Raw genomic sequence first — 13,737 nt, 5'->3', positions numbered from 1 at the left:
GATAGATGCCCAGTCTCAAGGATCTCAAGAACCGGATCGGAAGCGTCAAGAACACGCGGAAGATCACCAAGGCGATGCAGATGGTCGCCGCAGCGAAACTGCGCCGTGCGCAGGACGCTGCGGAGGCTGCCCGCCCCTACGCCGACCGCATGGCCGCAGTGATGGCCGGACTGACCGCGAATGCCGCGGATCAGGCCGGCGCACCGCGCCTGCTGGCCGGAACGGGTGACGACAAGCGCCACCTGCTTGTGGTCATGACGGCGGAACGCGGCCTTGCCGGCGGCTTCAACAGTTCGATCGTCAAGCTGGCACGCCAGCATGCCGAACGTCTGCGGGGTCAGGGCAAGGAAGTGTCCATCCTGACCGTCGGCAAGAAGGGCCGCGAACAGCTGAAGCGTGAATACGGCAGCCTGTTCGTGCATCACGTCGATCTGTCCGAGGTCAAGCGCATCGGCTATGAGAACGCGCGCCAGATCACCGACGAAGTGCTGTCGCGTTTTGACGGCGGCGATTTCGACGTGGCGACGATCTTCTACAACCGCTTCGAATCGGTGATCAGCCAGATCCCGACCGCCAAGCGGGTGATCCCGGCCGAGGCGCCCGAAAGTGCCCCCGCCGCGAATGCGCTTTACGACTATGAGCCCGGAGAAGAGGCCCTGCTGGCCGAGCTTCTGCCGCGGTCGGTGGCGACGCAGATCTTCGCGGCGCTTCTGGAAAATGCAGCGTCCGAGCAGGGCGCGCGGATGAGTGCCATGGACAACGCCACGCGCAACGCGGGCGACATGATCGACCGACTGACGACCGAATACAACCGGACCCGTCAGGCCGCGATCACCAAGGAACTCATCGAAATCATTTCGGGCGCCGAGGCGCTTTGACCGTAACGCAGAGGTAACAACATGGCAGAGGCCACTGGTAAAATCACGCAGGTGATCGGCGCCGTCGTTGACGTGCAGTTCGAAGACCACCTGCCCGCAATCCTGAACGCGCTGACGACCGACAACAACGGCAAGAAGCTGGTTCTGGAAGTCGCGCAGCATCTGGGCGAAAACACCGTCCGCACCATCGCCATGGACGCGACCGAAGGTTTGGTCCGCGGCGAGCCCGTCACCGACACCGGCGGTCCGATCACCGTTCCGGTCGGTGACGTCACCCTGGGCCGCATCCTGAACGTCGTCGGCGAGCCCGTCGACGAAGGCGAGGCACTGGCCGCCAGTGAAAGCCGTGCGATCCACCAGCCCGCGCCCGATTTCGCGGCGCAGGCTACCAGCTCGGAAATCCTGGTCACCGGCATCAAGGTCATCGACCTGCTGGCGCCCTATTCCAAGGGCGGCAAGATCGGTCTGTTCGGCGGCGCAGGCGTCGGCAAGACCGTTCTGATCATGGAACTGATCAACAACATCGCCAAGGTGCACTCGGGTTACTCCGTGTTCGCAGGCGTCGGCGAACGGACCCGCGAAGGCAACGACCTCTACCACGAGATGGTGGAATCGGGCGTCATCAAGCCGGACAACCTGACCGAGTCGAAAGTGGCCCTGGTTTACGGCCAGATGAACGAGCCTCCGGGAGCGCGCATGCGCGTCGCCCTGACCGGCCTGACCCTGGCCGAGCAGTTCCGCGACGCTTCGGGCACGGACGTTCTGTTCTTCGTGGACAACATCTTCCGCTTCACCCAGGCCGGTTCGGAAGTGTCGGCACTGCTGGGCCGCATCCCGTCCGCCGTGGGTTACCAGCCGACACTGGCCACCGACATGGGCGCGATGCAGGAACGCATCACCTCGACGAAGAACGGCTCGATCACCTCGATCCAGGCCGTCTATGTTCCCGCGGATGACCTTACCGACCCTGCACCGGCCACGACCTTTGCCCACCTGGATGCCACGACTGTTCTGTCGCGCGCCATTTCGGAACTGGGCATCTACCCGGCCGTGGACCCGCTCGACTCGAACAGCCGTATCCTTGATCCGGGTGTCGTCGGCGAAGAGCATTACCAGGTTGCGCGCGACGTGCAGGGTATCCTGCAGAAGTACAAGTCGCTGCAGGACATCATCGCGATTCTGGGCATGGACGAACTGTCGGAAGAGGACAAGCTGACCGTGACCCGCGCGCGCAAGATCCAGCGCTTCCTGTCGCAGCCCTTCGACGTGGCCAAGGTCTTCACCGGCTCGGACGGTGTTCAGGTTCCGCTGGAAAAGACCATCGCCTCGTTCAAGGCAGTCGTTGCCGGTGAGTATGATCACCTGCCGGAATCGGCCTTCTACATGGTCGGTGACATCGATGACGTGAAAGCCAAGGCCGAGCGTCTGGCTGCCGAAGCCGCGTAAGGGGGCATCATGGCCGATACCATGCAGTTCGACCTCGTGTCGCCGGAGCGGAGCCTGGCTTCCGTTCCCGTGCGCGAGGTGCGCCTGCCGGGCAATGACGGCGATCTGACCGCCATGCCCGGCCACGCGCCGACGATCGTGACCCTTCGTCCCGGCATGGTCATTCTTGTCGGTGCCGATGGATCGCAAAGCGAATTCGCCGTCACCGGCGGCTTTGCCGAGATCAACGCCGATTCCGTCAGCTTGCTGGCGGAACGGGGCCACCCGCGTGAGGAAATCACGCAGGAGGTCTTCAACGACATGATGCAGGACGCCCATCGCGCCCATCGCACCGCCAAGGAGCGTCGCGATCATGCCGGTGAGGAATTCGTCACCGCAGCCGTCAAGATGCTTGGCGACATGCAGGCGATCGGCACTCATGTCGGTCTGGACCCGAACCAGTCCACTGTCCCGGATTGATCGCGCCATCGCGTGAATGACATGCAAGGAAAGCCCCGGTCCGAAAGGCCGGGGCTTTTCTTTGTCGCCGCCCCGCGTCTATCAAGGGCGGGGCAGGAGGGAATTGCGACAATGCAGAGATTCACCGCAAACGAGGTCGGCATCGATCAGGGCGAACTGACGCTGGTCACCGATTTCGACACGCAGGGCCCGATGTGGACCGAACAGGGCGAACGCACCGCCAGGCAGAGGGTCGCGTTTTCCGAACGTTTCCTGAAGCCGCCGGTCGTGCATCTGTCGCTTGGCATGTGGGATCTGGACGTCTCGACCAACCAGCGCGGCGATCTGCTGGTGGACAATGTGACCTCGGCGGGGTTCGACCTGGTCTTCCACACATGGGGCGATACGCGGGTGGCGCGGATGCGCGTCCACTGGATGGCCATCGGCGCGCTGCCGGATGACCAGGATTTCATTCTCTGATCATCCGCCTGTCGGTCGCGCCGGGGGCTTTTCCGCTCAGGCGCGGTCCAGATTGACCGCGATCAGCCCCGCGACCTGATCGGGGTGCGTGATGGGCAGCATGTGCCCCGCACCCGGCACCTGCGCGCGCCCGACATCGGACAGGCGCGCGGCCAGCGCATCGGCGATGGCACCGACCACCGGGGGGCTGTCCTGACCGGAAATCAGCAGCACCGGCGCGTCGATCGCCTCAAGTCCCCCGTCGCGCAGGATATTGGCGCGGTCCTGGTGCAGCGTCGGCTCGGTATCCATGACCAGCCGGATCTGACGAACCAGCGCAGCCTGGGCGGCGGGGGGCAGGGCGGCGACATCCTGGTTGCCCCAGACCGACAGGAAGGCCTGGGCCGCCGCCAGGTCGTCGCCCGCATCCAGCGTCGCCTGGATGCGGGCGTTCAGGTCGTCTTCGGCGGCGTCGGGCGCGGCGGCGAACAGCACCGGCTCGATCAGGGTCAGGCTGCGGATCGCTTCGGGGGCGGCCACGGCGATGCGCAGCGCAATGGTCGCACCGATGCTGTGGCCGATCAGGTCCAGCGGACGGTCGATGAAGCTGGCGGCGATGCGGGTGACGGCGGTGTGATAATCGGGATCGCCGGCTTGCGGTGACCAGTCGTCGCTGCGCCCGTGGCCCGGCATGTCGAAACCCTGAAGATCGACTGTACCGCCGAGGGCCGCCGCGATCGGTCCCCAATAGGACCCGCTGGCCATCATGCAGTGCAGGGCCAAGGCCGGGCGGTCCGGGTCGCCCGCCCAGTGGCGCTTGTGAAGGCCGCTCATGGCCGGGCCAGATGCCGGTCCAGCATGTCCAGCCGGTCCTGTCCCCAGAAACGCGTATCATCGTCGGTGACGATGTAGAAGGGCGCGCCGAAGGCCCCGGCCTGCACCGCCTGTTCCAGGTTGCGGCCATAGGTTTCGGCCCCGGTGAACAGCCCGCTATCGGCCAGCTTGGGGTCGAAGCCGTGGGCCGACAGCAAGTCGCGGATCACCGCGTCATCGGCGATGTTCAGTTCCTGCACCCAGCAGGCCCGCAGGAACCCTTGGACCAGCCCCGGCAGATCGCCGCCGCCCGCATCCTGTGCCGCGATGATCGCATAAGAGGAGGGCGCCATGTTCGTGGGGAAATGCGCCGGTTTCAGATTGATCGGCATGTCCAGATACTCTGCCCAACGGGGCAGTTCCTGGTTGCGGTATTCGATCCGGCTGGAATGGCGCTTGGCCGGGGGCAGGCCGCCCGTCCGGTCGAAGAGCTGCATTAGGTCCAGCGGCTTGTAGGTGATGGTCGCGCCATGGCGGGCGGCGATCCGTTCCAGACGATCACCGGCAAGATAGCACCAAGGGCTGATCGTCCCCAGATAATAGTCGATATTCGGCATGGGCGCGTCCTTCTAGGTTTGCCCGCAGGCTAGCCCGGTGCTAAGGCGGGTGCAATCTGACGCAACCCGCCAAAGGCCATTCTCACATGCCCGTCATGACCGAACCCAAGCTGATCTCAGGAAACTCGAACCGACCGCTGGCCAAGGCCATCGCGCGGCGCATGTCCATGCATCGCGGCATGAGCGTCAGCCTGCTGGACGCCCGTGTCGAACGTTTCAACGATCAGGAAATCTTCGTCGAAGTCTATGAGAATGTCCGGGGCGAGGACATGTATGTCATCCAGCCGACCTCGAACCCGGCCAATGACAACCTGATGGAACTGCTGGTCATCACCGATGCGCTGCGTCGGTCGTCGGCCTCGCGCATCACCGCCGTGATCCCCTATTTCGGCTATGCCCGCCAGGACCGCCGCGCCAAGGCCCGCACGCCCATCAGCGCCAAGCTGGTCGCGAACCTGCTGACCGAGGCCGGTGTCGACCGCGTGCTGACGCTGGACCTGCATGCCGCCCAGATCCAGGGCTTCTTCGATATTCCGGTGGACAACCTCTATGCCGCGCCGGTCTTCGCGCTGGACGTGCAGCATCACTTCAAGGGGCGGATGAACGACCTGATGGTGGTCTCGCCCGACGTGGGCGGCGTGGCCCGCGCGCGTGAACTGGCGACCCGCATCGGCGCGCCCCTGGCCATCGTCGACAAGCGCCGCGAGAAGGCGGGCGAAGTGGCCGAGATGAAGGTCATCGGCGATGTCTCGGGCAAGGCCTGCATCATCGTGGATGACATCTGCGATACGGCAGGTACGCTCTGCAAGGCCGCGCAGGTCCTGACCGACAATGGCGCGACCGAGGTGCATGCCTATATCACCCATGGCGTCCTGTCGGGCCCCGCGGTCGAACGGGTGGCCAAATCGGTGATGAAATCGCTGGTCATCACGGATTCGATTCAGCCGACCGAGGCGGTGAAGAACGCCCCCAACATCCGCATCGTGCCGACCGCGCCGATGTTCACACAAGCGATCCTGAACATCTGGAACGGCACCTCGGTCAGCTCGCTGTTCGAGACCGATACCCTGCTGCCGATCTATGAAGGCCTGTACCAGACCAGCTGATCGGGCAAACCGGATGGGCAAGGGCCGGCGCGACCTGCGCCGGCCCTTTTGCATTCAAAGCGCGCGCCAGCCGATGTCGCGGCGGCAGAAGCCCTGCGGCCAGTCGATGGCATCGACAAGGGCATAGGCACGGGCGTGGGCCTCGGCCAAAGTCGTCCCGCGCCCGGTGCAGCCCAGCACCCGCCCGCCCGTGGCGACGATCTGGCCGTCCTGTTCGGCGGTGCCAGCATGGAAAGTCATCTGGAAGCTGGTCTGGGGCATGTCCTTCAGGCCGCCGATGACCGTCCCCTTGGCATAGCTGCCTGGATAGCCGTCGGCGGCCATCACCACGGTCAGCGCGTGGTCATCGGCCCAATTGACGGCGACGCTGTCCAGGCGACTTTCGGCGCAGGCCAGCAGCAGGTCCAGGACCTGCCCGCCAAGCCGCATCATCAGCGCCTGGCATTCGGGATCGCCAAAGCGGACGTTGTATTCGACCAGCCGCGCCTGGCCGTCCCGGATCATCAGGCCTGCGTAAAGAACGCCTTGGAAGGGCATGTCCTGCCGTGCCATTTCGGCAATGGTGGGGCGGACGATCCGCTCCATCACCTGATCCTGCAGGGCCTGGGTCAGGACGGGGGCGGGGCTATAGGCGCCCATGCCACCGGTATTGGGACCGGTATCGCCGTCGCCGACGCGCTTGTGGTCCTGGGCGGTGCCGATGGGCAGGCAGTTCGTACCGTCGCTGAGGATGAAGAAGCTGGCTTCCTCGCCGTCCATGAATTCCTCGATGACGACGGACATCTCGCCGAATTCGCCGTCGAAGATCAGATCGATGGCGGCATGGGCCTGTTCCACGGTCTCGGCGACGGTCACGCCCTTGCCGGCGGCCAGCCCGTCGGCCTTGACCACGATGGGCGCGCCTTGGGCCGTGACGTAATCGCGTGCCGACGCGCCATCGGTAAAGCGCGCCCATGCGGCGGTGGGGGCGTCGCAGGCATCACAGATTTCCTTGGTGAAGGTCTTTGACGCCTCCAGCTGGGCAGCGGCCTGGCTGGGGCCGAAGACAAGGAAGCCCGCGTTGCGCAGCGCGTCGGACACGCCTGCGGCCAGGGGGGCTTCGGGGCCGATCACGATGAAATCGATGGCGTTCTCTTGGGCGAACTCTAGCACCTCGGCGCGGGACTGGATGTCCAGGTCCGCGCATTCCGCCAGCTCGGCGATGCCCGCATTGCCCGGCGCGACGATCAGCCGGTCGCATTTCGGGTTCTGTCGGATGGCCCATGCCAGTGCATGTTCACGCCCGCCACCGCCCAGGATCAGGATATTCATCTGCCGCCCTTTCGCTTGATCTTGCGGCGTTCTAGTCTGGCGAGCGAAAGGGAACAAGCCGCATGGATCTGATCGAGGACGAGCCGGAGCACGGCAGCAACGCGCATGAATTCACCGTGTCGCAGCTGTCTGGTGCCGTCAAACGCAGCATCGAGGACCAGTTCGGGCGCGTCCGCGTCCGGGCCGAGGTGGGGCGCGTGTCGCGTCCATCCTCGGGGCATCTCTATTTCGACCTGAAGGATGACCGTGCGGTTCTGGCCGCCGTGACCTGGAAGGGGCAGGCCGCCAAGTTGGCCCAACGCCCCGAGGAAGGCATGGAGGTGATCGCGACGGGCCGCCTGACGACCTTCCCCGGCCAGTCGAAATACCAGATGATCGTCGACCAGATCGAACCCGCGGGCATCGGCGCCCTGATGGCGATGCTGGAACAGCGCCGCAAGGCGCTGGCGGCCGAAGGGCTGTTCGACCAGGACCGCAAACGCGTGCTGCCCTTCCTGCCGCGGGTGATCGGGGTGGTGACCTCGCCCTCGGGGGCCGTCATCCGCGACATCCTGCACCGGTTGCGCGAACGCTTCTCGACCCGCGTGGTGATCTGGCCTGTGGCCGTGCAGGGCAAGGAATGCGCGCCGCAGGTCACCGCCGCCATCGAAGGGTTCAACGCGCTTGGGCCCGACGGGCCTGTGCCACGCCCCGACCTGATCATCGTGGCGCGGGGCGGCGGATCTCTGGAGGATCTGTGGGGTTTCAACGAGGAATCGGTTGTGCGGGCGGCGGCCGCCAGCGCGATCCCGCTGATTTCGGCGGTGGGGCACGAAACAGATACGACGCTGATCGATTTCGCCTCGGACAGGCGGGCACCGACGCCGACGGCGGCGGCGGAAATCGCCGTGCCGGTCCGGGCTGATCTGGCCGCGCGGCTGGCCGAGACCGGGCTGCGGATGCTGCGGGCTAATGCGCAGGCCATCGACCGGCCCCGCCAGCGGCTGCGCGACCTGGCCCGCGCCATGGGCCGCCCCGCCGCGCTGACCGACGGCGCGCGCCAGCGGCTGGACCTGTGGGGGGTCCGGCTGGAACCGGCGCTGCGCAACCTGGTCCGGACGCGGCGTCAGCACCTGGCATCGCGGCCCATGCCGGCGGCGACCCTGCGCCAGTTCACCGCGACCAAGCGACATGACATGGACAGGCTTGGCACGCGGCTTGCCACCGCGCGCAACCGCCGGTTGGAGCGCCCGCGCGACCGGCTGGACCAGCTGCAGGACAGGCTGGAAAATTCGCTGAAGCGGATCGAAGCGACGACCCGTCGCGCCATCGCCCAACAGACCGACCGCCTGACCGAACTGCACCGGCGGATGGACCGCGCGATGCAGGGCCGCGTGGCGCAAAGGCGCGATGCGCTGAGCCAGCTGGACCGGATGCGCCTGACCCTGGGGTACGAGGAAACGCTGAAGCGCGGCTATGCGGTGGTGCATGGTCCGGACGGGCTTCTGACCTCGGCGGGGCAGGCGCAGGCGACGCCGCGGTTCGAGGTCCAATTCAGCGATGGCCGCGTGGCCGTCCACCCCGAGGGCAAGCCCGCCCGTCCCAAAAGCCGCGCCAAGCCCGGAAACCCGCAACAAAAGACGCTGCTGTAAGCTCTCAGGCGTTGCGGTCGCGCAGCGCCAGCCAGATCAGCGATGCCCCCGCCAGCGCCAGCAGGGGCAGCATGGCCAGGTTCACCGCGCTCCACCCGTCCTGGGCCGAACCTCCGGCGCAGTTCATCAGTCCGCCTGACGACAGCGACGCGACGAAGACCCCGCCAAAGACCACCAGGTCGTTCATGCCCTGCACGCGGCCCCGTTCCGCGGCGGTATGGGCGCGCGTCAGCATGGCGGTCGCGCCGATATAGCCAAAATTCCAGCCGATCCCCAGCAGCACCAGCGCGCCAAAAAACTGCGGCAACTCTGCACCCGACAGGGCGACGGCCCCCGCGGCGGCCAGAATGGCAAGGCCCACCGCCACGATGCGTTCGGTGCCAAAGCGCGCGATCAGGTGGCCGGTGAAGAAGCTGGGGGCGAACATGGCCAGCACATGGGCGCTGACGATGTTGGCCGCATCTGTGGCGGCATAACCGCAGCCCACCACCGCCAGCGGCGTCGAGGTCATGACCAGGTTCATCAGCGCATAGGACACCATCCCGCAGATCATCGCCACGATGATGACGGGGTTGCGCAGGATCTGGCCCATCGGGCGGCCCGGCGCGTCACCGGCCTTGGGCGCGGGGGGCGTTGGGATGTCCAAAAAGGCGAATAGAAACGGTCCCAGCAGGTTCAGCCCGATTACGGCAACATAGCTGGCCAGGAAGGGGACGGCCGTCAGATCGCTGGTCATGCGCACGATGGCGGGGCCGATGATGGCGGCGGCCAGACCGCCCGCCATGACCCAGCTGATGGCACGGGGGGCCATCTCGTCGGATGCGGTGTCGGTGACGGCAAAGCGATAGAAGCCCTGCGCCGACATATAGATGCCGGTCAGCAGCGATCCTGCCATGAACAGCACGAAGGACCCCGACCACAGCCCTGCCGCCGCGATGGCCGCGCCCAGGCCCCCCGCGCAGACCGCCAGCAGGAAACCCGCCCGCCTGCCGCGAATTTGCATGAAACGCGCCAGCGGCCGTGCCGACAGCGCCGAACCAAGGATAATCATCGACAGCGGCAGGGTGGCCAGGCAGGGGTTGGGTGCCAGGATCTGGCCCGCCAACCCGCCGATGATGAAGATGACCGACATCTGCGCGCCCAGGATGGCTTGGGCGGCCACCAGGATGACGATGTTGCGCCGGGTGCGCGACAGGGCGTCGGTCATGGCCCGGTCAGCCGCGCGGAAGGGCGGCGGCTGTGCGGGCGCGATCCTCGATCGCCTGCCAGTTGCCCGCGGCGACATCGGCATCGGTGACGATCCAGCTGCCGCCCACGCAGATGACATTGGGCAGCGACAGATAGCTGTTCGCATTTTGGGGCGAGACGCCGCCCGTGGGGCAGAAGCTGACCTTGGGCAGGGGGCCTGCCAGCGATTTCAGGGCGGGGGCGCCACCCACGGCCTCGGCCGGGAAGAACTTCAGCATGTCGAAGCCCGCGTCGGATGCGCGCATCACCTCGGACGCGGTCACCGCACCGGGCAGCAGCGGCAGGTCCAGATCCGCGCAGGCCTGGATCAAGCGGTCGGTCAGGCCGGGCGACACGGCAAAGCTGGCACCTGCATCCTTGGCGCGCTTGGCGTCATCGGGGGTCAGGACGGTGCCGGCGCCGACATGGCCACCCTCGATCCGGCTCATGGCGCGGATCGAATCAAGGGCCGCGTCCGAGCGCAGCGTCACCTCCAGCACGGGCAGACCGCCGGCGACCAGAGCACGGGCCAGGTCGGCGGCATGGGCCGCGTCCTTGATGACGATGACCGGAATGACGGGGGCCAGCTGGCACAGGGCACGGGTCTTCTGCGACTGGATTTCGGGGGTCATGGCGCACCTTCGGGTCTGTTGATTTGCGCCCGAACCTGAACCCGCGGCCCCCCTGATGCAAGCGAAACAGACAGTCGGCCCGCCACGATGTTACCGCTATCGATCCCAAAGCCACAGCGCCGGGCGTGAATCCCCTTGCAATCGGGCGGGGCAGGGGCTAATGCGCGCTCACTTCACAGGCAGGGGCGGGCCGTTGCGGGAACAGCCGCAAAGGTCCACCGGTTGGGGCATCCGCCCCTTGATCCCCTGCCAAGGCGCAAACCGGAAAGGAACTCCTCATGGCGCTTCCCGAATTCTCGCTGCGTCAGCTTCTTGAAGCTGGCGTGCACTATGGTCACCAGACGCAGCGCTGGAACCCCCGCATGGGTGAATACATCTATGGCGACCGCAACGGCATCCACATCATGGATCTGACGCAGACGCTGCCGATGCTGGACGCCGCACTGCAGGTCGTCCGTGACACCGTCGCAAAAGGCGGCCGCGTCCTCTTCGTCGGCACCAAGCGCCAGGCACAGAAGTCGATCGCCGAAGCCGCCGAAAAGTCGGCTCAGTTCTACATGAACCACCGTTGGCTGGGCGGCACGCTGACCAACTGGAAAACCGTCAGCCAGTCGATCAACCGCCTGAAGGCGATCGACGAGACCATGGGTGGCGGCGCCGAAGGCCTGACCAAGAAAGAGCGTCTGCAGCTCGAGCGTGAGCAGACCAAGCTGCAGGCCAGCCTGGGCGGCATCCGCGACATGGGCGGCCTTCCCGACCTGCTGTTCGTCATCGACGTCAACAAGGAAGACCTGGCCATCCTGGAAGCCAAGAAGCTTGGCATCCCGGTCGTCGCCGTGGTCGACAGCAACTGCTCGCCCGAAGGCGTGGACTACATCATCCCGGGCAACGACGACGCCGCACGCGCCATCTCGCTGTATTGCGATCTGGTCAGCCGCGCCGCTCTGGACGGCATGTCGGCACAGATGGGCGCTGCCGGCGTCGATCTGGGCTCGCTGGAAGACGCGCCCGAGGAACTGCTGGACGAAGCAGCCGCCGAAGCCTGATCCGCAGGGATCCGCGATTTCATGGAATTGTTGTCAGGCGGGGATATGCCCCGCCTGACGCGTTGATCACAAGGAGATGAACATGGCAATCACCGCTGCGATGGTGAAGGAGCTGCGCGAAACCACGGGCGCAGGCATGATGGACGCCAAGAAGGCGCTGACCGAGAACGACGGCGACATGCAGGCGTCGATCGACTGGCTGCGCACCAAGGGTCTGGCCAAGGCTGCCAAGAAATCGGGCCGCGTTGCCGCCGAGGGCCTGGTCGCCGTCGCCGTCAAGGATGGCAAGGGCGTCGCCGTCGAGGTGAACTCGGAAACCGATTTCGTCGGCAAGAACGAAGAATTCCAGGCGATGGTCCGCAAGATCGCCGAAGCCGCGTTGAACGTCGACACGGTCGAGGCGCTGCAGGACGAGAAGATCGACGGCAAGCCGGTTTCCGAAGTCCTGACCGACGCGATCGCCAAGATCGGCGAGAACATGACCCTGCGCCGCATGGTCGTCGTCACCGCCCCCCGCGTCGTGCATTACGTCCATAACGCCGTCGCCGATGGCATGGGCAAGATCGGCGTGCTGGTCGGCCTGGAAGGCGGCAACGACGAGATCGGTCGCCAGATCGCGATGCACATCGCGGCAACCTCGCCCGCTTCGCTGGGTGAAGCCGATCTGGACCAGGCCCTAGTCGAGCGTGAGAAGCAGGTCCTGACCGAGCAGGCACGCGAATCCGGCAAGCCCGAGGCCGTCATCGAGAAGATGATCGAAGGCCGCATGAAGAAGTTCTTCGAAGAGGTCACGCTGACCGGCCAGAAATTCGTCATCAACCCGGACCTGACCGTGGCGGAAGCTGCCAAGGAAGCCGGCGCGACGATCACCGGCTTTGCCCGAGTCGCCGTCGGCGAAGGCATCGAGAAGAAGGAAGAGGATTTCGCAGCCGAGGTCGCCAAGACCCTCAGCGGCGCCTGATCCCCGCTTTTTGCTTGAAACACGAATGCCGGTCCCTTGGGGCCGGCATTTGTCATTGCGATATCGGTGGTGGCATGGATCGTCGCGCCCGAGTTTCTGGAGCGGCGTCGACCAAGGCAACCAGGTCGAACGCCGCCTGTTCCTGGCACAAAGGTGCCACCACTCACGGAACAGGGTGATGTGACCTGAAATTTGCGCAATGTGAAACGGTGGAAACCCTTACTGCACTAAGGCAGGTGCAGGGTCAGCGGATGATAGGTCGGGTGGAACAGCTGGTCGGTCACATGGGCTTTCAGCACGGCCTGAGGGGTGGTGTCCACGCCAAGCGCCTCGCGGGCCAGCCGCATGTGCTTTTCGACCGTGGCGGCGGTGATGCCAAGGATGGTGCCGATCTCGTTGACGGTCTTGCCGGCTGATCGCCAGCCCAGAACCTCGCGCTGGCGGGGCGTCAGGTTGGTCGCGGCATGTTCGCGGGGCAGGGTGGCGATGCGCATATGGGCCATGCGCGCCAGAAGCCACATGTCATCCGCCTTTTCCGACCAGAGCTGCGCCAGGTCATCCTCGGTCCGATCCTTGCCGGGGATCAGCATGACCGCGCCCACGCTGTGCAGGACGATCTTGCGCAGGCTCAGCAGCTTGACCGCGTGCAGCCCGTTGCGGGCGCCCATCGCCAGCGAGGGAGAACCCTCAGGTCCGACGCGGGCGATCAACTCGGCCGCGGTGATCTCTCCGTCGTTTTCCAGGACCCATTCGACCCAGGCATCGCGATTGACCCCATAGAGGCTCTTGCTTTGGGCCAGCAGATCCGCCGTCAGATTGTTGAAGGTGATGGGAATGCCGCGCATGATCGAAGGCGGCAGACTGAGTGAAAAACGTCCTGCATAGACGGCGTGATCAAAGCCTGCATCCCGTGTCGCCTGCAGGAATACATCGCGAACCCCGGCCACATCTGGACTGTCGACGATGGCGCTGATAAAATCTTTCATGAAAACCGATATTGCAAAACACTTATGCAATTAATCTGAAATCATTTGAATGCCCATTCCAAGTAAAATCTGGTTCGAATACTTGATATATCCTGACAGTTAATCGGTAATGTTCCATCGCATGGCGGGGTGGGGCAGCGGGTGCTGGACCTTTCGGGGTCGGATGTGCAAAGGGTTGGCCAATCC

Annotated in this window: 14 protein-coding genes; 8 read left to right on the top strand and 6 right to left on the bottom strand. The window is 65.4% G+C overall.

The genetic code is table 11. From position 1 onward, the window contains the following. The first annotated feature begins 5 nt into the window (after positions 1–5). From DKT70_RS02935 to DKT70_RS02920, 4 genes are all read left to right on the top strand, one after another. A complete protein-coding gene (locus DKT70_RS02935; RefSeq protein WP_111557717.1) occupies positions 6–878 on the top strand; it encodes a F0F1 ATP synthase subunit gamma in 873 nt (290 codons plus the stop codon). 21 nt (positions 879–899) lie between these two features. Then, positions 900–2,324, top strand: coding sequence for a F0F1 ATP synthase subunit beta (gene atpD, locus DKT70_RS02930; RefSeq protein ID WP_111557716.1), 1,425 nt, complete (start codon positions 900–902; stop codon positions 2,322–2,324). Between the two features lie 9 nt (positions 2,325–2,333). Next, complete coding sequence (locus DKT70_RS02925; protein ID WP_111557715.1) at positions 2,334–2,783, top strand: F0F1 ATP synthase subunit epsilon; 450 nt, start codon at positions 2,334–2,336, stop codon at positions 2,781–2,783. Positions 2,784–2,894: 111 nt separating this feature from the next. Then, positions 2,895–3,242, top strand: coding sequence for an H-type lectin domain-containing protein (locus DKT70_RS02920; RefSeq protein ID WP_072295378.1), 348 nt, complete (start codon positions 2,895–2,897; stop codon positions 3,240–3,242). A gap of 36 nt (positions 3,243–3,278) precedes the next feature. On the opposite strand, the gene DKT70_RS02915 is transcribed toward DKT70_RS02920, so the two are convergent. Together DKT70_RS02915 and DKT70_RS02910 are read right to left on the bottom strand one after the other, a co-directional pair. Then, complete coding sequence (locus tag DKT70_RS02915; protein WP_111557714.1) at positions 3,279–4,055, bottom strand: alpha/beta fold hydrolase; 777 nt, start codon at positions 4,053–4,055, stop codon at positions 3,279–3,281. Next, positions 4,052–4,651 carry a 2-hydroxychromene-2-carboxylate isomerase gene (locus tag DKT70_RS02910; RefSeq protein ID WP_111557713.1) on the bottom strand — a complete coding sequence of 200 codons (600 nt, stop codon included), beginning with the start codon at positions 4,649–4,651 and terminating at the stop codon, positions 4,052–4,054. Before DKT70_RS02910 ends, DKT70_RS02915 begins: the two co-directional genes overlap by 4 nt. An 86-nt stretch (positions 4,652–4,737) precedes the next feature. Between DKT70_RS02910 and DKT70_RS02905 the strand changes: the two genes are divergently transcribed. Beyond that, the gene (locus tag DKT70_RS02905; RefSeq protein WP_111557712.1) at positions 4,738–5,757 is read left to right on the top strand and encodes a ribose-phosphate pyrophosphokinase; all 1,020 of its coding nucleotides are present in this window, start codon (positions 4,738–4,740) and stop codon (positions 5,755–5,757) included. A 54-nt stretch (positions 5,758–5,811) separates the two neighbouring features. Here the strand turns inward: DKT70_RS02905 and purD are convergent, their stop codons facing one another. Next, the gene (gene purD, locus DKT70_RS02900) at positions 5,812–7,068 is read right to left on the bottom strand and encodes a phosphoribosylamine--glycine ligase (RefSeq protein ID WP_111557711.1); all 1,257 of its coding nucleotides are present in this window, start codon (positions 7,066–7,068) and stop codon (positions 5,812–5,814) included. 62 nt (positions 7,069–7,130) lie between these two features. On the opposite strand from purD, the gene xseA reads away from it, so the two are divergent. Beyond that, a complete protein-coding gene (xseA, locus tag DKT70_RS02895) occupies positions 7,131–8,699 on the top strand; it encodes an exodeoxyribonuclease VII large subunit (RefSeq protein ID WP_111557710.1) in 1,569 nt (522 codons plus the stop codon). Between the two features lie 4 nt (positions 8,700–8,703). Here xseA and DKT70_RS02890 read toward each other — a convergent pair whose 3' ends face one another. Then, a complete protein-coding gene (locus tag DKT70_RS02890; protein WP_111557709.1) occupies positions 8,704–9,906 on the bottom strand; it encodes an MFS transporter in 1,203 nt (400 codons plus the stop codon). Positions 9,907–9,913: 7 nt separating this feature from the next. Then, complete coding sequence (gene eda / locus DKT70_RS02885; RefSeq protein WP_111557708.1) at positions 9,914–10,558, bottom strand: bifunctional 4-hydroxy-2-oxoglutarate aldolase/2-dehydro-3-deoxy-phosphogluconate aldolase; 645 nt, start codon at positions 10,556–10,558, stop codon at positions 9,914–9,916. Positions 10,559–10,836: 278 nt separating this feature from the next. Here eda and rpsB point away from each other — a divergent pair, with 278 nt between their 5' ends. Both rpsB and tsf read left to right on the top strand, forming a co-directional pair. Beyond that, positions 10,837–11,604, top strand: a complete 768-nt coding sequence (gene rpsB, locus DKT70_RS02880; protein ID WP_111557707.1) for a 30S ribosomal protein S2 — start codon at positions 10,837–10,839, stop codon at positions 11,602–11,604. Positions 11,605–11,686: 82 nt separating this feature from the next. Then, positions 11,687–12,565, top strand: a complete 879-nt coding sequence (tsf, locus tag DKT70_RS02875; RefSeq protein WP_111557706.1) for a translation elongation factor Ts — start codon at positions 11,687–11,689, stop codon at positions 12,563–12,565. 227 nt (positions 12,566–12,792) lie between these two features. Here the strand turns inward: tsf and DKT70_RS02870 are convergent, their stop codons facing one another. Then, a complete protein-coding gene (locus DKT70_RS02870; RefSeq protein WP_111557705.1) occupies positions 12,793–13,551 on the bottom strand; it encodes a helix-turn-helix transcriptional regulator in 759 nt (252 codons plus the stop codon). Between the last annotated feature and the right edge of the window lie 186 nt (positions 13,552–13,737).

Origin of the sequence: Paracoccus sediminilitoris (genome assembly GCF_003259195.1) — a bacterium.
Lineage (GTDB): Bacteria > Pseudomonadota > Alphaproteobacteria > Rhodobacterales > Rhodobacteraceae > Paracoccus > Paracoccus sediminilitoris.
The sequence above is the reverse complement of the archived record's forward strand: the minus strand, read 5'-3'. Positions and strand labels throughout refer to the sequence as shown.

Bases quoted from the DNA above. Each gene is read 5' to 3' on its own strand.
- DKT70_RS02935 (WP_111557717.1), top strand. From the start codon at position 6: ATGCCCAGTCTCAAGGATCTCAAGAACCGGATCGGAAGCGTCAAGAAC.
- atpD (WP_111557716.1), top strand. From the start codon at position 900: ATGGCAGAGGCCACTGGTAAAATCACGCAGGTGATCGGCGCCGTCGTT.
- DKT70_RS02925 (WP_111557715.1), top strand. From the start codon at position 2,334: ATGGCCGATACCATGCAGTTCGACCTCGTGTCGCCGGAGCGGAGCCTG.
- DKT70_RS02920 (WP_072295378.1), top strand. From the start codon at position 2,895: ATGCAGAGATTCACCGCAAACGAGGTCGGCATCGATCAGGGCGAACTG.
- DKT70_RS02915 (WP_111557714.1), bottom strand. From the start codon at position 4,055: ATGAGCGGCCTTCACAAGCGCCACTGGGCGGGCGACCCGGACCGCCCG.
- DKT70_RS02910 (WP_111557713.1), bottom strand. From the start codon at position 4,651: ATGCCGAATATCGACTATTATCTGGGGACGATCAGCCCTTGGTGCTAT.
- DKT70_RS02905 (WP_111557712.1), top strand. From the start codon at position 4,738: ATGCCCGTCATGACCGAACCCAAGCTGATCTCAGGAAACTCGAACCGA.
- purD (WP_111557711.1), bottom strand. From the start codon at position 7,068: ATGAATATCCTGATCCTGGGCGGTGGCGGGCGTGAACATGCACTGGCA.
- xseA (WP_111557710.1), top strand. From the start codon at position 7,131: ATGGATCTGATCGAGGACGAGCCGGAGCACGGCAGCAACGCGCATGAA.
- DKT70_RS02890 (WP_111557709.1), bottom strand. From the start codon at position 9,906: ATGACCGACGCCCTGTCGCGCACCCGGCGCAACATCGTCATCCTGGTG.
- eda (WP_111557708.1), bottom strand. From the start codon at position 10,558: ATGACCCCCGAAATCCAGTCGCAGAAGACCCGTGCCCTGTGCCAGCTG.
- rpsB (WP_111557707.1), top strand. From the start codon at position 10,837: ATGGCGCTTCCCGAATTCTCGCTGCGTCAGCTTCTTGAAGCTGGCGTG.
- tsf (WP_111557706.1), top strand. From the start codon at position 11,687: ATGGCAATCACCGCTGCGATGGTGAAGGAGCTGCGCGAAACCACGGGC.
- DKT70_RS02870 (WP_111557705.1), bottom strand. From the start codon at position 13,551: ATGAAAGATTTTATCAGCGCCATCGTCGACAGTCCAGATGTGGCCGGG.